The 19,036-nt window shown below is 46.5% G+C and carries 16 protein-coding genes; 3 read left to right on the forward strand and 13 right to left on the reverse strand.

The window, feature by feature from the left end; all coding sequences use genetic code 11:
• Positions 1 to 62 precede the first annotated feature (62 nt).
• The 11 genes from C805_RS19625 to ispE all read right to left on the reverse strand — a co-directional run bounded on the left by C805_RS19625 (position 63) and on the right by ispE (position 10,575).
• Positions 63 to 1,088 (reverse strand): ABC transporter ATP-binding protein, encoded by a 1,026-nt coding sequence (locus tag C805_RS19625; RefSeq protein WP_022751315.1) that lies wholly within the window; start codon positions 1,086 to 1,088, stop codon positions 63 to 65.
• Positions 1,034 to 1,384, reverse strand: a complete 351-nt coding sequence (locus C805_RS19630; RefSeq protein ID WP_016215732.1) for a hypothetical protein — start codon at positions 1,382 to 1,384, stop codon at positions 1,034 to 1,036. The genes C805_RS19625 and C805_RS19630 overlap by 55 nt, the downstream gene beginning before the upstream one ends.
• 70 nt (positions 1,385 to 1,454) lie before the next feature.
• Positions 1,455 to 1,907: a YwiB family protein gene (locus C805_RS19635; protein ID WP_016215733.1), complete on the reverse strand. Its 453-nt coding sequence runs from the start codon at positions 1,905 to 1,907 to the stop codon at positions 1,455 to 1,457.
• 3 nt (positions 1,908 to 1,910) lie between these two features.
• On the reverse strand, positions 1,911 to 2,744 hold the full coding sequence (murI, locus tag C805_RS19640) for a glutamate racemase (RefSeq protein WP_016215734.1): 834 nt from the start codon (positions 2,742 to 2,744) through the stop codon (positions 1,911 to 1,913).
• 118 nt (positions 2,745 to 2,862) lie between these two features.
• The gene (spoIIR, locus tag C805_RS19645) at positions 2,863 to 3,480 is read right to left on the reverse strand and encodes a stage II sporulation protein R (protein ID WP_016215735.1); all 618 of its coding nucleotides are present in this window, start codon (positions 3,478 to 3,480) and stop codon (positions 2,863 to 2,865) included.
• A gap of 110 nt (positions 3,481 to 3,590) precedes the next feature.
• On the reverse strand, positions 3,591 to 4,961 hold the full coding sequence (locus C805_RS19650) for a hemerythrin domain-containing protein (protein WP_016215736.1): 1,371 nt from the start codon (positions 4,959 to 4,961) through the stop codon (positions 3,591 to 3,593).
• A 130-nt stretch (positions 4,962 to 5,091) separates the two neighbouring features.
• Positions 5,092 to 6,243 carry a Ger(x)C family spore germination protein gene (locus C805_RS19655; protein ID WP_016215737.1) on the reverse strand — a complete coding sequence of 384 codons (1,152 nt, stop codon included), beginning with the start codon at positions 6,241 to 6,243 and terminating at the stop codon, positions 5,092 to 5,094.
• A complete protein-coding gene (locus C805_RS19660; RefSeq protein ID WP_016215738.1) occupies positions 6,237 to 7,352 on the reverse strand; it encodes a GerAB/ArcD/ProY family transporter in 1,116 nt (371 codons plus the stop codon). The genes C805_RS19655 and C805_RS19660 overlap by 7 nt, the downstream gene beginning before the upstream one ends.
• Positions 7,353 to 7,376: 24 nt before the next feature.
• Positions 7,377 to 8,876 (reverse strand): spore germination protein, encoded by a 1,500-nt coding sequence (locus C805_RS19665; protein WP_016215739.1) that lies wholly within the window; start codon positions 8,874 to 8,876, stop codon positions 7,377 to 7,379.
• A gap of 124 nt (positions 8,877 to 9,000) precedes the next feature.
• On the reverse strand, positions 9,001 to 9,675 hold the full coding sequence (locus tag C805_RS19670; RefSeq protein ID WP_016215740.1) for a GntR family transcriptional regulator: 675 nt from the start codon (positions 9,673 to 9,675) through the stop codon (positions 9,001 to 9,003).
• Positions 9,676 to 9,678: 3 nt separating this feature from the next.
• Positions 9,679 to 10,575: a 4-(cytidine 5'-diphospho)-2-C-methyl-D-erythritol kinase gene (gene ispE, locus C805_RS19675; protein ID WP_016215741.1), complete on the reverse strand. Its 897-nt coding sequence runs from the start codon at positions 10,573 to 10,575 to the stop codon at positions 9,679 to 9,681.
• Between the two features lie 315 nt (positions 10,576 to 10,890).
• On the opposite strand from ispE, the gene phnD reads away from it, so the two are divergent.
• The 3 genes from phnD to C805_RS19690 all read left to right on the forward strand — a co-directional run bounded on the left by phnD (position 10,891) and on the right by C805_RS19690 (position 15,240).
• Complete coding sequence (gene phnD / locus C805_RS19680; RefSeq protein WP_016215742.1) at positions 10,891 to 12,678, forward strand: phosphate/phosphite/phosphonate ABC transporter substrate-binding protein; 1,788 nt, start codon at positions 10,891 to 10,893, stop codon at positions 12,676 to 12,678.
• A 141-nt stretch (positions 12,679 to 12,819) separates the two neighbouring features.
• On the forward strand, positions 12,820 to 13,434 hold the full coding sequence (locus C805_RS19685) for a hypothetical protein (RefSeq protein WP_016215743.1): 615 nt from the start codon (positions 12,820 to 12,822) through the stop codon (positions 13,432 to 13,434).
• A 216-nt stretch (positions 13,435 to 13,650) separates the two neighbouring features.
• Positions 13,651 to 15,240: a potassium/proton antiporter gene (locus tag C805_RS19690; protein ID WP_016215744.1), complete on the forward strand. Its 1,590-nt coding sequence runs from the start codon at positions 13,651 to 13,653 to the stop codon at positions 15,238 to 15,240.
• Positions 15,241 to 15,378: 138 nt separating this feature from the next.
• On the opposite strand, the gene C805_RS19695 is transcribed toward C805_RS19690, so the two are convergent.
• Both C805_RS19695 and scfB read right to left on the reverse strand, forming a co-directional pair.
• Entirely contained in the window at positions 15,379 to 17,523 is a 2,145-nt protein-coding gene (locus C805_RS19695; RefSeq protein ID WP_016215745.1) for a protein translocase subunit SecDF, read from the reverse strand.
• A 55-nt stretch (positions 17,524 to 17,578) separates the two neighbouring features.
• A complete protein-coding gene (scfB, locus tag C805_RS19700) occupies positions 17,579 to 18,940 on the reverse strand; it encodes a thioether cross-link-forming SCIFF peptide maturase (protein ID WP_016215746.1) in 1,362 nt (453 codons plus the stop codon).
• Between the last annotated feature and the right edge of the window lie 96 nt (positions 18,941 to 19,036).

The raw sequence follows: 19,036 nt of genomic DNA on the forward strand, positions 1-19,036 counted from the left end.
GGCGTGGCCCATGGCGGCAAACAATTTTCCAACACATCTCTTTTCCGTTTTACAAAGGTTATTCATCCATTGGTCACATGATATAATGAATAAAAATATTCTTTCTTTTCCAGTAATTCATAAAAACCGCCCCGTTCACATACACTACCATGATGTAATACGATTATTTCATCATACTGTTCCAGTAAAACATCATCCAGTCGATGGGTAACCACCACACGAGTCAGTCCGTCTAATTTCAGAATAGCGTCCGTAATGGCATATGCCGTCTGGCTGTCCAGAGAGGCTGTGGCTTCATCCAGCAGCAATACCGGCGTGCCCCGCAGCAAACACCGGGCAATGGACACCCGTTGCCGTTCACCGCCGGAAAGCCCCGATCCATTCTCACCGCAGAGATAATCTCCGCCCCGCTCTGCAACCAGTTCGGACAAACCGGAACGTTGAATGGCCATGTCTGTTTCTTCTTCCGGAAATTCACGAAACATGGTGATATTACGGAGGATGGTATCGTTAAACAGAAAAACATTCTGGTCAATCAGGCTGATCACATCATAAAGGCTGTTGGCATCTACTTCCCGTAATTCCTTTCCATCCACAAAAATATGACCGGAATAATCATCACAGGCTCCCATCAGAAGATTAAGCAGGGTACTCTTGCCGCTTCCGGAAGGTCCCACCAGAGCGTATTTTTTCCCGGCTTCCAACCTGATATTTATATGCTCCAATACAGGCTGGTCCGGCTCATAACCAAACGTAACATCCTCAATAGAAATTGCTTCGTTCAGCATCGGTTCCACTCTGTCCCCGGCAGATTCTGCATTTTCCCTGGTAATTTCAGCCAACTTCTCAATAAGGGCTCCGGCCCCTTTGCGGCTGGCCTGGTATTGGGGAACAATATTGACAGGCATTATAATATAATTGCAGAGATTGAAAAAAATAAGTACCGTTCCTGCTGTAATATCCCCCCGAACAGCCAGAAACGCTCCTGCCAGGAAAATACCGAACTGTAAAATATTTGCACATAAGTCCTGGCTCACTGCTGCCAGCAGACATTCCCACCAATAACGCCGGAATTTTTTCTCCTCCACTCTGCGGCTGACATCGCTGAATATCTGCCGGGCTTCCTGCTTTTTGCCCGATACATGGCCGCACTTACCAGGAACATCACCGTAACAAAACCAATACTGAAAATCAGAACTTCCTTTAACTGCTGCAAATCCCCGGAAGCAATAACGTCTATTACTCTGCCCAACAGCCAGGAACCCACCAGACTTGCCGGAAAATTCAAAATCACCAATACCAGGGCCAAAACGAACTGTCCTCTGTTTTTGTAATAAAAAGAATGAAAATATGATTTCACATAGTTATTTTTACTGTCTTTCATAACTCCTCCTACTTCTGCAATATTCTGTCCTTCCATGAAATGAATATTGGCTGTTTCGGAATTTTCTCTCTCAGGCCAGGGTAAAATTCCCCGACTCTCTGGACTTGATATTCATGGTGATGGAACAGTCTGCCAGATGTTCATAATTCACCTCCAGATTGTATTTCACCCGCACATCAATATTATCCTCCGTTTCTGCAATATCCACGCTTTTGGCGTCAATACCAATTAAAATACTTCCGAACGGGGTATTGTAGTAGGAGATATTTTTCTTGTTTTTTTCAAAAATCATATGTACATTGGAAATGCCTTTTTTGGTGATATCCAGATAATCATCGGTGAGTTTGATGACATTTCTGGTATTTCCGTCAAATCCCTCCATAACCTCATCATACAGGATGTAGTGCTTTCCGTTTTTCTTGTAGTAATCGCCGGCGGTAATCACTTCTACCGGTTCCGCATCATCTTCGTCTTTGACTGCAAACTGCAGTCCGCTGATTGATAATAACACATCTTTTGTCATAAGTTACTCCTCAATATGTATTAACTGCGCTTCTTTGATTTCACAGGGCAGAATGGAACTGGCAAAACTCCTGAATTTCTCTGCGGCATCACTGACATAAAACTGGTACCGCACAGCAGGCGCCTGTCCCTTTCCGTCATTGGCAAGGTGATGCTGCCAGAGCAGACGCTTCAGGCCCTGAGCAGTTTCATAAGCCGGATTTACCAGATTGACCCCTTCCCCCATAATATCCCGGATCGTGGAGCGAAGCAGCGGATAATGGGTACATCCCAGAATCAGCGTGTCAATATCTGATTCCTGAAAAGAGGCCAGATACCGTTTTGCCACCTCAATGGTAACGGAATCCTTCAGCCAGCCCTCCTCCACCAGCGGTACAAACAGCGGACATGCCTTGCCCAGTACCACCGCATCCGGATTATGTCTGTGTATCATTTCTGTATAAATCTGGCTTCCCACCGTTCCTTCCGTTCCGATTACGCCGATTCTGCCGTTCCCGGTGGATTCCGCAGCCACTTTTGCCCCCGGTTTCACCACACCGATCACAGGCATTTTCACTTCCGGCCGAATTTCCTCCAGGGCAAAGGCACTGGCTGTATTACAGGCAACCACAATGGCTTTCACACCCATGGTTTCCAGAAACCGGATAATCTGCCTGGAATAACGGATAATGGTTTCTTTTGACTTGCTTCCATAGGGTACGCGGGCCGTATCCCCAAAATAAATGATATGTTCCATGGGAAGCTGGCGCATAATTTCTCTGGCCACCGTCAGCCCTCCCACCCCGGAATCGAACACGCCTACGGGAGCATATTTCTTATCTTCAAAGGATTGATTCATTTTACTCTCTCCATAAAACAGGTCATACACATGTATATTACCTGTTTTGCATGGAAAATGCAAGAGGAGGTGAAAATTTTCAGGATTTTACCATGTCATCCGGCCAGGGCCCTGCAGCTTACTCAAACTTCTCTCTCAGCCACTCCAGCAGGGCAGATTTCACCTTATAATTTTTGTGTTCCATCAGACTTTTATATTCTTCCTGAGTCAGCACCTGCTCCAGCGACTTTTCCGCTTCTTCATCCACCACTTCATAGGTGCTGTTGAAAAAACAGAGATTCGGGTACATGACACACCACCAGTTCTGTCCTTTTCCCTCTCCGATTACCACTTCCAGCGCCTCATATTTTCCTGCCGGAAAGGTATAATTTCCATAGGTTTTTTCCGGAAAATCCACCACTGCCAGTTCAGCCCTGACAGGATAATCATAGCCTTCCTCGCTGATTACCCGCTCTGCTTCTTTTTCAATTCCAAACAGATGATCTGTTATAATCCGGCGGCTTTTTTCAATATCAGACACACCGGAAAGCACCGGCTGCATACTGGCTCCTATGGCGTCCCGCACCTTTAATTTCAGTTCCTGGTCCAGAGGGGCGTCACTGTTTGCCCGCACATGGAACCGGATGATTTTTCCTGCAATTTCCTCTGTCATACTGTGATTTTTATATTGATGATACCCGCAAAGCAGCAGCAGAACTGCTGCCAGAATAATTCCTGTCCTGGTGATTTTTTTCATGTCAGATACTCTCCTTAACCAAAATAGTTTTGCCGGCTAAGGAAAGTATTGACAGAAATTTCCGGTCTATTCCATTAAACAATGTAATTTTTGCCGTCAGTCATGTTTTTTTATTTTTTGTCTGAACACCTCTTTTCAAAAAAACGGTCAACTTCTTTTTTTACTGCTTCTGCCGGCAGAGTTTTCAGCAGATAACCCTCCGGCTTCAGGGCTATGACTTTCCGCACACTTTCCTGGTCTACCATGTTTGTGAGAAAAATCACCGGCGTATCCCTGAATTCTTTCTCAGAACGGATCATTTCCAGAACCTGTCTTCCGTTGCAGACAGGCATCTCATAATCCAGAAGAACCAGATCCGGCCTGCCCAGGGTAATGGACCTGATTGCGGACATGCCGGATTTCGCTGTGATTATTTCATAATCATTGTCCAGCAGGCTCTGCATGGCCCTGAGCATAAGTTCCGAATCATCTACCAGAAGAATCTTCTTTTTCCGGCTTACGGTTGCCTTTTCTTTTCTGGCCTGACTTAAATATTTCTCCACCTCAGCCATGGCATTCTCCGTAATAATGGCAGCTCCGCCCTCACTGTGTATGGCATCCGATGCAGTCACGCAGCAGGCAAAATATCCCGCCCCTGTATCAAACAGCAGGCTGAACCGGGGGCTCTGTTTCTCGTAAATTCTGTGAAACTGCTCATAGGTCAGAAGCTGTTCTTCTTTTATTTCAAACTGCTCTGATAAGGGAAAATGCCTGATCACCCGCTCCACAAGCTGTCTCGCCACATATCTCGCCACGTTCATCAGCATAACGCTTACCGCTTCTGCCTTTAAATCCATAACGCTGCCGATGGTGCTGACAATTACCTGTTCTTCAAAAATCAGGAAGAATTCCAGTTCCTCTTTTTCTTCCGTGCTGTATATCAGACGATAGTAAATGCCGTCTCCGAATTTCTCCCCTCCATAGCAATTGCTGACCAGCCGGGAATCAAGCTGAAACATGCTGTACAAAAGACCGGCAATTGTCTGTCCCATTACAGTCTGTTCTTCTTCCGGCAGAAGATTTTCCCACTGTTTCACCGTTTCCCCGCTCACAATCATCTGATCTTCAACCAAAGTATGTCCGACCAGCCATCCTGCGCATACGCCGAGAAAATGACTGACGGAACTTTCCGAATAACCTGTCTGCTCCAGTTCCCGCTCAAGGGCAGGAAGGGTTCGCTCGCGGAAATTTTTGTGAATACGTCTGTGGGTTGCCAGTCCGGCATAATCAACGGAGTCCATATACTCCTCTTCATCCGCAAAATGCTGAATGGCATGATCTTTAAAATATTTTACGGCTTCCTGGCAGACCCAGTGGCTTTTTTCCTCCTGCCGTCCAAAGTCAAATAATTTATTCAAAATGTGGAACAGTTTTTCATGTTCTCTGTCAATCAGATCTATTCCAATATTATACCTTTCATTCCATACTAATTTATTTCCCATAGGCCTTTCCCCTTTTCTGTTCTGAATCACTGCTTTTAAAATGGTAAGTAACCATTTCTTTATTTTATTCCAGCACAGAAAAAAGTCCCCTTTTTCTTACGTCTTTTTCCCCTTTTCCAGGAAATTTTCTTTATTCCCGGTTCAGCAGGGAAATGTCCACCTGAAACACCTGCCGCACCTGCCTGTTATAGGTGTCCGGAAAATCTCTGTACATTTTATAGAGTTCCCTGTTCTGGGACCCCAGGGAAATATAACTGTTGGTCATGTCGATACCGTATTCCTGCCTCAGCCTTTCTGCAGTTTCCATAAGCTCCGCTGTCAGCTGCTTTTCTGTTTTCCGTTCTAACTGGTACTGCTCCGAGACAGAATTTATCTGACCGCCTTTGATTCTGCCCCGGCCTGAAACAGATACGGTGACCACCGGAGTCTCTCCCTCCAGTTCTATGGTTTTGTGTACCCGGATATCGGAAATTTCCATCACCGCATTTCGGGAAATCTCACAGGTAAATTTATTCAGAAGATTCTGGCTCAGACAGGCTTCCATGGCCTCCTCCACCGAAATCGTCCCTTCATAATGAAAATTCGACACCGCCCCGTATGCTGTGATTACAGGACGGTTCCCCTGTTCCGTCAGCACCGGAATCAGCAGCAGCTCGTTCTGATTGTGCCACTGGTTCATGAGATTTCCCACTGTGGCAATTTTATTCTGTTTAAAATCCTTCTGGCTTTCCAGCATTTCCTCCAGATAAGTTCCCATGGATCCTTCCGTTTCCGCCGTAAGGCTCAGAATCTCTGCCGCAGAACTGCTGCCAATCAGCAGGCTGGTATTTCTGGCGGAGGCTTCCCGCTGTTCCCAGGCCATCAGAAGAGCCCGAAGCTGCACCGTATCCGAAAAAATATTTTCTCCTAACACCACTGCTTTCATATGGTTATAGTCCAGTACCCGGTTGGTGTTATTTTCATAGGATTTCTCCACATGGTAAATATCCGTCCCTTCCAGAGACAGTCCCATGGCGGTCTCCACAGTCCTGCCCTTCTCTGAAATCTGCGCCAGATCCGGAAAATCAAAGCTCACCACCAGATTCCGCGGTTCCTCAGCCTTTCCCTGAAACACCTCCTGAACCTGATCTTCCTCCGGTTCTGCCGGTTCCTCATTTTCTTCCTGCAAATCAATTCCCACAGCCAGGGGAAAACTCCGATGCTCCAGCTCTGTGGCGGAACATCCTGTCCAGCCGGCTGTCATAATCAGAAAAAGCGCCAGTACCAGACCTTTTTTCAGCATGATTCTTTCTCCTCCTTTTTACTTTCCCAATGTGTTCTGAGATGATGAACCAGTAAAAGTATCAGTAAAATCGCCACCATGCCGGGCAGTACAATCCATTTCTGATAAATTTCATATACTTCCATCAGAAAGGGCTGCTGAAAAAATCCGATTCCGATAAAAAATGCCAGGGGCAGAGAAATACACATGCTGTACCGGTTTCCGGATTCATGGAACAGTTCCTTCAAAATCAGAGTGCTTTGAAACACCCCTGTATGGAGCAGGGCAAACAATGCAAAAAACCACACGGTGGTCATCATCACATCCTGTCTGGTGAAAAATCCTCCTGGCAGATTTACCATACTCATCAATGTAATAACCGGGCGCTTCAGCACGCCCATGGTATTCTGTCCAAACACCCCCAGCAGAATCAGATAAATCAGTCCGTTCATCAGGGTAACAGCAATAAGAGCTCTTTTTCCGACGGCTGCAAGTTTCTCTTCCTGTCTGCAGAAAGGCTTTAAAAACAAAAGGGCTGTCAGAGGCAGCAGAAAAATACCGCTGGCAATGGTCCCACGAAGCAAATCTTCCCCGCCGGAATAAAAGACAGGAGCCCAGTAATCTGTCCGAACCTCCCGAAATGCCAGAATCAGCATGACCAGCAGAGGAATCCCCAGAAACCAGAAAATAATTTCATAAACTCTGGCTCTGCCTTCAATGCCGCGAACGGTTCCATAAGCCGCAAGGGCCAGCAGCAGCAGATTCACCCAGAATTCCGAACCTTCCGGCAGCAGCCATACCAGTACCAGCAAAGAAGTCTGATACAGCACAAATCCGCAGAGAGTGATAAAATACAGAAAATAGAAAACCATAAAAATATCTCCCACCAGTTCTCCTGCGGTATCTTTCATATAGCTGTAGTAATTTTCTTTTACATACTGCAGGTTTTTCCCCATCAGCCAGAGCAGTACAAGCCCTCCTGCCATTCCCAGAATCAGGCAGATCAGACCATCCGCCCCGGTCATGGAAGCAAGAATTCCCGGAAGCATCAGGCTGCTCATTCCGAAAATATCCAGAATCAGAAGCCGTCTTACCTGACGTAATGATATTTTCCGATTATCTGCAAACATAGAACATAACCTCCTTGTGAATCCTCACTGTTTTTTTTCTTCCTGTTTCAGCTTCAGTCTGGTACGGGCCCCGTCTCTGGTGTAGATGGGCCTCTTTTTCAGAAAATCCAGGGGCAGACGCAGAAAGGTATCCCGTTCGTCCCGGTATCCGTTCAAATCTGCTCCCACAAAAGGCGCCAGATAGGGAATGCCAAAGCTCTCCAGATGAGACAGATGTATCAGCACGTACAGTATTCCTGCCAGAAAACCGAAAAATCCCAGATACCCGCACAGAAATATAAACAGAAATTTCAGGATACGGAATGCAGTGGCAAATTCCTCATTGGGTACTGCGAAGGAACAAAGGGCTGTCAATGCCACCACAATTACCACAATAGGGCTTACTATATTGGCGTCCACCGCAGCCTGTCCGATAATCAGGCCTCCCACAATCCCTATGGTATTTCCATTTGCCCCCGGAAGCCGGACTCCTGCTTCCCGCAGCAGCTCAAAGGCCAGTTCCATCAGCAGAATTTCCACCACTGCCGGAAAAGGAACTCCCTGCCTTGCCGCCGCCAGTGACAGCAGCAGATCCGTAGGCAGAATCTGGGTGTGGAAATTGGTCATGGCCAGATACAGTCCCGGAAACGTCATGGCCAGAAAGGAAGCCAGATAACGGAGCATTCTTGTAAAAGAAGCAATTTCCCAGCGGCTGTAATAATCATCGCTGGTCTGGATAAAGGTATTATAGGTGGCCGGGAGAATCAGAGCTACCGGGGAATTATCTGACAGCAGTACAATTCTCCCCTCCAGAATGGCCATGGCTGCCCGGTCCGGCCGCTGGGTGGTCTGAAACTGCGGAAAGGGGGAATACTTTCTCTTTTCTGTAAGCTGTTCAATAATCCCGCTGTCCAGGGCCCCGTCTATTTCAAATTCCCCCAGACGCTTTTCCACTTCTTCCAGCATACCGGGGTAAATCAGATCTTTCATATATACCAGATCTACATTGGTGTGAGTGCGTTTTCCCGCAAAACTCTCTTTTACCTTTACATGGGGACTGCGGAGACGTTTTCGGATCAGAGCCGTATTCAGCTTGACGGATTCTGAAAATCCCTCATTGGAACCTCGAATTACCTTCTCAGACTCCGTTTCATATACGCCTCTGCCAGGATACCCCTTATCCGGAATCTTCAGGGCTTTTCCATACCCTTCCAGGAAAAACAGAGCGTCTCCCGTCAGCATACCCTGAGCCGCATCCTCTATGGTTTCAAATGGATCCGAATCAGAAATATCCTGCACATTCTGTTTTACATAAGAGACAAGGTCCTCTTCCGGCAGCTCCCGCAGTGTCTGAAGTATCTTTCCCACAGCCGAATCCTTCCAGTCCACGCTGCTGACCGACACTTCTATATAGGCAATATAGCACTCTTTTTCCAGCTTCTTTCCTACCTTTATTTTCCGCTTTTTAATATCTGCGCAGTCAGAAAAAAGCGTCTCAAAATTCCGGATATTCTCCTGTAAATCCGGGGTAATCTCCATTGGCATAATCGTTCTCCTTCTGATTTCTTCTCTGCACCGGCAGGCTGCAGCAAAACAAATATAAAAAGGACAGGCCTGAGGCCTACCCTTTTCTTACCATTCCTGTATATCATTTCCCGGATTTTCCTTTTTATTCCTGTTCCTGAATAATATTTTTCACTACCAGTTCCTGGTTCATCACATGATGGCTTACGATTTCCACCACTGTTTCCTTATCTTTACGTTTCAGCCCCTCGTAGATTTTTTCATGCTCTTCAATCAGTCTGGGATAAACTGTGTCATTTTTCAGATACTCCACCCGGTAACGGTACATCTGCTCCCGCAGATTATTGAGCATGTTTACCAGTTTGGGATTATCTGCCGCCTGATAAATGGTGTCATGGAACTCCACATCTGCCTGGGCAATCTTTTTCACATCCCTGCTTCTCGTACTTTCTTCAAAATTTTTAAGAGCCCCATAAATCTGTTCCAGGGATTCTTCCGTCATGTTATCACATGCCAGCCCCACTGCCAGCTCGTCCAGGGCCTTCCGAATCTGCAGAACATCCTCCATATCCTTTTCCGTCATTCTGGCAACCTCCGCTCCTTTTCTTGGCATGGTCACCGCCAGACCTTCCAGCTCCAGCATACGGATGGCTTCCCGGATGGGCGTGCGGCTGACCCCCAGTTTTGAGGCAAGCTGCAGTTCCATCAGACGTTCCCCCGGTTTCAGTTCCCCTTTCAGAATAGCCTCCCGTAAAGTCTGAAACACCACATCCCGCAGGGGAAGATATGCATTCATATTTAATTCCAGCCTGTCTGTCATTTTCTACTCCTCTTTTCCTGTATGCTCTGTGCGAAATGTATTATAAATATCTGTCAGATACACCTGTTTTGCCAGGGTCCCTTCCCGCAGTGCCTGGCAGGTCTGCTCCGCTTTCTCTTTATTATCAAACAGTCCGAACACTGTGGGGCCGCTCCCGCTCATCATGGCGTTGAGGGCTCCGCCGGCTTTCATTTCCTCTTTGATACGTGCAATTACCGGATAGTGGGGAATGGTAACGCTTTCCAGCACATTTCCCATATGGGCGGCCACCTGATGCAGGTCTCCCTCCTCCAGTCCTTTTATTATTCTGTCAATATCCGGATGAACCGTATGCTCCCCCAGATTCAGATTTTCATATACAAATTTCGTGGATACACTGATGGGAGGCCTTGCAATCACCACCTGGCATTCCGGCATGGGAGGCAGTGCGGACAGCTGCTCGCCGATTCCTTCCGCCAGAGCCGTCCCCCGCATAATACAGTAAGGCACGTCCGCGCCAATCCGAACTCCCAGCTTCATCAGTTCCTCTCTGGAAAGCTGCAGCTGAAACATCCGGTTCATTCCATATAATACGGCCGCCGCATCGGAGCTTCCTCCTGCCATGCCTGCAGCCACCGGGATAAACTTCCGGAGGCTGATCACCATCCCGCTTTTTAAATCAAATTCGTCCTGAAGAAGTTTTGCCGCCTGATAAACCAGATTATTCTCATTCGCAGGCAGATAATACAGATTCGTCTTAACCTGAATTCCCGGCCTGTCCGTCTTTTTTAATATGAGCCTGTCATACAGCCTTATGGTCTGCATAACCATCTTTACTTCGTGATACCCGTCTTCCCTGCGTCTGAGCACATCCAGCCCCAGATTTATCTTTGCCAGAGCTTTTAATCTTAATTCCTTCATAGCATTTCTCCTGTATTTTGTATACATACTTTCTGTTATAAGTTAAACATTTTTTACCGGAAAAGTCAATAATTTCCGAATAATAGCAGCTTTTTTGTCGCATTTTGACAGATTTTTTTATGTGTTGTCTTGCATAATAAAATTCTTCCTGTTATACTTTATTTGGTATAATATCTGCTGGTATTATGCTGCCGGACAGATGCTGGTTCACATATCACAGAACAATGCACCATCCTGGTATAATGTCAGCAGATGTTATACCGTCCGAACAGACACAGGTTATGAAACCACACTATCAGGAAGGGACTGAGACATTTGTTTAAGAATTTTTTAGCAAAATCACAGCAGCCGGAGCCCGTAATCAATGAGCCGTCCAGAACTGAATCTGCAGGAAATGAACTCTCCGTGGCAGAACATGAACGTATCATTACCGAAATCAGCGACATGATGGAGACCCTTGGATTTGATACGGAACATCTGCTCTGGATTGCCAAACAAAATAAAGAAGCATTTTCCACCCTCGTAAACAATAATCAGAAAATTGCCGATTCTTCTGCTGAAAATCTGGAACAGGCCACTTTTGTGGAGGAAAAAATTCAGCAGGTCAACCAGAACAGCGAGACCATGAACGAACATATCCGGCTGGTGGAAGAAAAAGCAGATGCTATTTTAAAAAACATCACGGAAAAAAATGAAACCATCAAAGAAACCTATCACATGCTTCATGATTTGAATGAAACACTTCGGATTACTCAGGAAACCAATCTGAAGCTGCTGGAATCTTCCCAGAACATTCACAAAATCGTGGAGTACATTAAGAATATCTCAGAGGAAACCACCCTTTTATCCTTAAATGCTTCCATCACTGCCGCCCATGCAGGAGAAGCCGGCAAAGCCTTCGCCATTGTGGCCGGGGAAGTGGGAAAACTTTCCGATGAGACAGATTCCTTTATCAATGAAATTGAAGAAATTGTAAAGGAACTGGAAGAAAATATTCAGAGCAGCCATGAATCCACCAAACATTCCGAGGACTCTATTCAGAAGCTGAACGGATTTGTGGAAAGTACGGTGAACATCCTTACCGGAACCCATGAATCCCTGACAGATATCAAGCGCAATATGGGCAATCTGACTGCTGTTTCCCAGACCAATGTGGAGGTATCCTCAGACGTGACAGATGCTCTGGGCAAACTGACAGATACGATTTCCACCTCTGCCAACCAGTCCCATGATTCCATAGCGTTGATTGCCCAGCATCAGAAAAAAACGGAAACCCTGCTGTCCTGCTGCGACAATATCAGCTCCATGTGTGAAAATCTTCAATACAGCATGTGTACCATCAAAAATGAAAATGAGGTTGTTATCGGTATCAATCCTTTTACCTCCCCTAATGATATCAGGAACATGTATCAGCCGGTGCTGGCCCGTATCTTTGAAGGTCTGGGATTAAAAGTGAAAATTATCATTGTAAAGGACTACCTTTCTCTGGGAGACCAGATTCAGAAGGGTACCATTGACGGAGGATGGTTCTCGCCTTTTGCCTATATCACTGCTGCTGAGATGACCCCATTAATTCCCATTGCCACTCCGCTGATTAACGGCAAGGATTATTATAACGGTTATATTATTACCAGAAATGACTCCGGTATAGAAACTCTGGAAGATTTACCTGGCAGAACTTTTGCCTATGTGGATAAAAACAGCGCTTCCGGTTATCTGTACGCAAGACACAGTATCAAAGAGGCAGGCCTTGATCCGGAATCTGTTTTTTCCAGCGTTTCCTTTGCAGGCAGCCACGACCAGGTGATTCAGGGTGTGCTGAACGGCGAATTTGACGCAGGCGCCACCTATAACGAAGCCTATGAAAAAATGCAGAAATCAGGAACTGACATGTCCGGCATCAATATTATTTCCATTACCGGAAATATCCAGAAAGACGCCATTGCGTTCAGTAAAAATATGGACCCGGAACGAATTGAGCTTTTGAAAAAAGCCTTCACCAGTTTTACAGACTTTTCCGGTATTACCACTCCTGTTACCGGTTTTGTGGAAGCCAGAGACAGCAATTATGACCTGATCCGCCAGGTACAAAATGCAAAATGATCAGAAAAAGTGTTAATTTTTTCCCTGGATTTCCGATATAATTGTTGAGGAATCAAAAGTTATGGATAACCACTTATTGCTCCGAGCTTTAAATGTTTTCAGGCCTTTCGGAGTAATAAAATACCAGGGAGGGACAAAACTATGAGCGTAAACAGTGTGAATAGTGTAAACAGCAGTGCTGCGGCTTATACCGCACCCGTTCAGCAGAATACGGTCAAAGCTGCTGAGAATACGGAATCTTCCAAAAATACCGCCGCTGATAAAGGCGTTGTATATGAGAAGAGCAATGAAACCAAAACTTCTGCTAAAAACAGCATTTATTCCAAAGATGAAATCGTTGCACGCATGAAGAGAGATACGGAAACCAGAACTGCCCAGCTCAGAAGTCTGGTAGAGAAAATGATGACCAGCCAGGGAACCAAAATCGGCCAGGCCGATGATATGTGGAAGTTCCTTGCAAGCGGTAAATATACCGTAAGCGCTGACGTAAAAGCTCAGGCGCAGGCTGACATTGCAGAAGACGGATACTGGGGCGTTGAACAGACTTCCGAACGTATTGTGGAATTTGCAAAAGCTCTCACCGGCGGCGATACTTCCAAAATTGAAGAAATGAAAGCTGCTTTTGAAAAGGGCTTCAAGGCTGCTACCGGAGCATGGGGCTCCAAACTGCCTGACATTTCTCAGAGAACATATGACGCAGTTATGGATAAATTTGATGACTGGGCAGGCAAGAAAACAGAAGACGCAGAGGCTTAAGTTTCTGCTATATCAAACAGCACTTCAAAGGAGAAATCGGAGTTCCGGTTTCTCCTTTTTATTTCCCAGGGCCTTCCCTGCTTCCTGTCCTCCGCCACAGCGGCAGAAAGGCTGCATCTCTTTTAACAGAATTTTCACAGCATTTCCCGTCTGACTATGCTATAATAGAAATGTATTTTCGAAATTTTCAATTCATTACAGAAAGGACGAATCTTTATGGCGATTATGCTTCTTTTGTGCTGCGCCGTCATCCTCTCCTGTATCATCGCGAACCGTTTTTCCAGTAAATTCGGTATGCCTGCACTGCTTTGCTTCATGGCACTTGGTATGATATTCGGCTCTGACGGACTCTTAAAAATTTCTTTTAACGACTATACCATGACAGAACAGCTATGCACTGTGGCTCTGATATTCATTATGTTTTACGGCGGCTTCGGTACAAAATGGCAGACTGCCAGGCCCGTAGCTGTGAAAGCCACCATACTTTCCACCCTGGGCGTTGTCATTACCGCGCTGCTCACCTGCTGGTTCTGCTATGGAATCCTGCATTTTTCCTGGTCTGAGAGTTTTCTGATCGGCGCTGTCTTAAGCTCCACGGACGCCGCTTCGGTATTTTCCATTCTCCGCTCCAAAAATCTGAACCTGAAAAACGCTACAGCCCCGCTTCTGGAAATTGAAAGCGGAAGTAATGACCCCATGGCCTACATGCTTACCATGATTGCTCTGGCCATGATTTCCGGCAGCAGCAGCACTCCCATTCCTGTCATGATGTTCACTCAGATAGTATTCGGTGCGGCAATCGGAATTTTTAACGCTTTTGTGGGGATTGCGGTACTTCAGAAAGGAGACATTGTCTCAGAGGGAATGGACACGGTTTTCGTAATCGCTCTGGCACTGCTGTCTTACGCTTTTCCCACCGTAATTGGCGGAAACGGCTATTTAAGCGTGTATCTGACCGGAATTATCCTCGGCAACAGCCCTATCAGCAATAAAATTACACTGGTACATTTTTTCGATGGAATCAACGGACTGGCTCAGATACTGATTTTCTTCCTGCTGGGACTTCTGGCATTTCCCCACCGCCTGCCGGAAATTTTTCTTCCCTCCCTGGCCATTGCCGTTTTCCTCACCTTTGCGGCCCGGCCTGCAGCTGTATTTCTGCTGATGCTCCCTTTCCGCCCCTCTCTGCGGCAGTGTGTCCTGATTTCCTGGTCAGGGCTGCGCGGCGCTGCTTCCATCGTATTTGCCATTATGGTAATCGCCAGCGGCGTCAGCCTGGAACACGACCTGTTCCACATTGTATTTTTCATTTCCATGCTCTCAGTGGCCATTCAGGGCTCTCTGCTTCCTCTGGCCGCCCGCAAACTGGATATGGTGGACAATACTTCTGATATCCGTAAAACATTCAACGACTATCAGGATGATTCGGAGCTGACTCTGATGCGCATGTACATACCAAAGGGACATAACTGGGAAAACCGTCTGGTTGAGGAAGTAAGTTTTCCCACCGGCTCTCTTGCCCTGATGATAAAGCGGGAAAACGAAACTCTGATTCCCCGCGGCAACACGCGGATTCACGCCGAGGACACTCTGATATTGAGCGTACCGGCCTACCACAGCGAAAATGACGGCAAACTGAAAGAAATCCAGATTACCCTTACCCATCCCTGGTGCGGAAAATGCATTGCGGAACTGGAACTGCCGGACCATCTTCTCATTGCCCTGATTAAGCGGAGAGATGAAAATCTGATTCCCCAGGGAAGCACTCGGATTTATACCGGAGACCGGGTTGTCATTTATAAATAGCTGAATTATCCTGTCCGGATGAAAAAAGAATCCGCTCCGGAATAACAGCAGCAGGATACATTACATCCGTTCTCCCACAAAAATTACAGGCACCCTCTTAAGAAGGCGCCTGTAATCTTTTCTGAAAAGATATTCTATTTATTTCTTTGCAAATCTTACTTTAAACACGTACCACAGCGCTCCCGTAATACATACGGAGGAATAAGCACCGCAGACAATACCTGCCATCAGCGGAAGGGCAAACTCCCGGATGGAGCTGACGCCCAGAATAAACAGCACAAATACCATAATAAAGGTAGTCAGTGAAGTATTGATACTTCTGGACAATGTCTGGGTAATACTCCGGTCGGCAATTTCCATCAGGCTGTCCGGATCCTTTTTTCTGGCTCCGCCAAGATTCTCACGGATACGGTCGAAAATAACAATGGTGGCATTGATGGAATATCCTACGATAGTCAGCATACATGCAATAAAGGTATTTCCTACGGAAGTTCTTACAATGGCATAAAATGCCAGCACTACCAGCACATCGTGCAGAAGGGCGATAACAGCGCTTCCCGCAAAACGGATGTCTTTAAACCGGAACCAGATATAAATCAGCATAAATACTGTGGCAATTGCCACTGCCCAGATTGCGTCTGATTTCATCTCATTACTTACGGTTGAGCTGATATTTTCTGCAATAATTCCGTCTTCACTGACTCCAAACTGTTCAATCAAAGCCTGATTCAGAGATTCACGCTCTGCCAGTTCCAGGGAACGTGTCTTGATTACCACCTGACTGGTGCCTTCAATTTTCTGAGTCTGGACATTGGGATCTCCTGTGACTTCTTCCACAACCGGAACAATCTTCTCATCAATTTCATTGATGGAATAATCTTCATTAAAGGTAACCGTGGTGGAGGTTCCTCCTACAAAATCCAGACTGTAATTTAAAATATTTCCGTCTTTGGATTTGTTGATTCCCATTCCAACAGCTCCTGCCAGAATCAGCAGCCCTGATATGGCAAAAAATAACACACGTTTGCGCAGGAACTGAACGGTCTTGCGCTCTTTGGTGGCGCCATAGAATTTCGCATCCTGAACCCCCAGGGCATAGAAGCATTTCATCAGCCAGCGGGTAATTACCAGAGCGGTAAACATGGACAGCACAATACCGATTCCCAGTGTATAGGCAAAGCCTTTGACGGAACCGGATCCGCGGGTTCCCAGCACCACTGCTGCAATCAGGGTAGTAATATTACCGTCCAGAATAGCGGAAAGGGCTTTGGCATATCCGATTTTAATGGCGGAATTTACAGTTTTTCCTGCGCCGATTTCTTCACGAATACGGGCAAATATAATAACGTTTGCGTCCACCGCCATACCAATGGACAGAATAATACCTGCGATACCGGGCAGGGTCAGGGTAATGTCAAATATCCACAGGGCCCATACCGTCAGCGCAGAATAGAGCACCAGCGCAATGCTGGCAGTAAATCCGGGTACACGATACATAATCATCATAAACAGCATAACCAGGAGCAGACCGATTAATGCCGCTTTCAGACTGGTGGAAATGGCTTCTTCTCCCAGCTGAGCGCCTACCACTTTGGAATGGAGTTCTTCCAGCTCCAGAGACAGAGAACCGATACGGATGGTAGAAGCCAGTTCTTCTGCCGCCTCAAAACTTTCCATATTGTCAATCTGGGCTTTTCCTCCGGTGATTGCCTCATCCACACCAGGCGCGCTGATGGTCTGTCCATCATAAACGATAGGCATTGTTTTGCCCACATTGTCCTCAGTGGCTTTGGCAAATTTTTCGGCCCCTTCATCTGTCAGGGTCAGCTCTACCACATACTGGCGTGCCCCCATATTGTCGTTATAGGTGCCTGCCTGCGCGCTTTTAATATCTGTTCCTGTCACAAGGGTTTCCCCTGCTTCATTCTGGAATTCCAGAGAGCCTGGCTTTCCAAGTTCCTCCAGAATCTCATTTGCATCGGAAACACCGGGAATTTCTATATTAATCCGGTTATTTCCTTCCTGATATACGGTAGATTCCGTGCTGTAAGTTTCCACACGCTTCTGCAGCTTGTAGACAGTATCCTTCATATCCTCCGCCGATGGATTGTCTTCCACCGCCTGGTAAGTGATGCTGACACCGCCTGCAAGATCCAGTCCCAGCCTGATATTACGGTTCTCACCTACGCCAACCGTTGAGATAATGGTTCCTGCATACCAGGTCATGGCTGCCATAACTGCCAGAATCAGAACCAGTATCCCTGTCGCTTTACTTTTCTTCATGACTTTTTCCTCTCTTAGATTTCTTATTCTGCCGCCTTTGCTTTTTCCGCCTGATTCAGCAGGTTTCTTCCGCAAGCGCCGCTTTTATCATAATTGCGCATTCAATCCGCTTTTTCTGCAGTTCGCAACCGATATCATAAGCATCTGTAATACTTCCGTGAAAATTCCAGGAATTGGCAGCACAGCCGCCGCTGCAGTAAAACTTCGCAAAACAGTTCCTGCATTTTTCCTTTGCATACACATTACAGCTTTTAAACTCCTTCTGAAGCTGAAGATTCTTTACGCCTTCCGTCACATTTCCCATGAGAAATTCTTCATTTCCCACAAACTGATGGCAGGGGTACAAATCTCCCCAGGGAGTCACCGCCAGATATTCTGTTCCGGAACCGCAGCCGGACAGACGTTTTGCCACACAGGGCCCGCCTTCCAGATCTATCATAAAATGAAAGAAATGAAAACCTCTGTTTTCTTTCTGGCGCCTGATTAATTCCTGAGCCAGCCTGTCATATTCTTCAAACAGTCTGGGCAGATCTTCTTCCTGCAGAGCATAGCTTTCTGTGGGTTCTGCCACCACAGGCTCCACGGAAATCTGCCGGAATCCCAGATCCGCCAGATGAAGCACATCTTCGGAAAAATCCAGGTTATTGTGGGTAAATGTTCCCCGCACATAGTATTTTTCCTGATTTCTGCTCTCTGCAAATTTCTGAAATTTCGGTACTATCAAATCATAGCTGCCCGCCCCTTTTCGGAAAGGCCGCATTCTGTCGTTTACCTCTTTGCGCCCGTCAATGCTCAGTACCACATTTGCCATTTCCTGATTGGCAAATTCCATGATTTCATCATTCAGCAGTACACCGTTGGTAGTCAGGGTAAACCGGAAATTCTTATTGTGAATTTTCTCCTGCTCTCTTCCATATGCTACCAGCTTCTTTACCACCTCAAAATTCATCAAAGGTTCACCGCCGAAAAAGTCCACTTCCAGGTTCCGGCGGTTTCCGGAATTTTTAATCAGAAAATCAAGGGCAGCTTTTCCCACTTCATAAGACATGACTGCTCTTCTTCCGTGGTATTCCCCTTCCTCCGCAAAGCAATAACGGCAGGCCAGGTTGCAGTCATGGGCAATATGCAGACACAGGGCTTTTACCACCGTGGGACGATCCTGAAACTGCCCCATGTAATCCTCATATTCGTCTTTCGTAAACAATTGCTGTTCTTCAGCCAGAGTCCTGACTTCTTCGTATCCTTCTGCAATCTCGGCTTCCGGATAGTCCCGGCCCAGACGGGAAATAATTTCTTCTCTGGTGCAGGCTTCAAACAGGGGAATCATATCATAAACCATGTCATCCACCACATGTACCGCACCGCTGTTGACGTCCAGAACAATATTGTAACCGTTGTTTTTATACTGATGAACCACTGCCAGTTCCTCTCTTTCCGTATGTAATCCCGGCGTCTCACAGGCCCATGGCCATCAACGCACAAATGACCGCTCGTTGATTGCGAACGGTCCATG

This window comes from Eubacterium sp. 14-2 (assembly GCF_000403845.2).
In the GTDB taxonomy this organism is placed as follows: Bacteria; Bacillota; Clostridia; order Lachnospirales; family Lachnospiraceae; genus Petralouisia.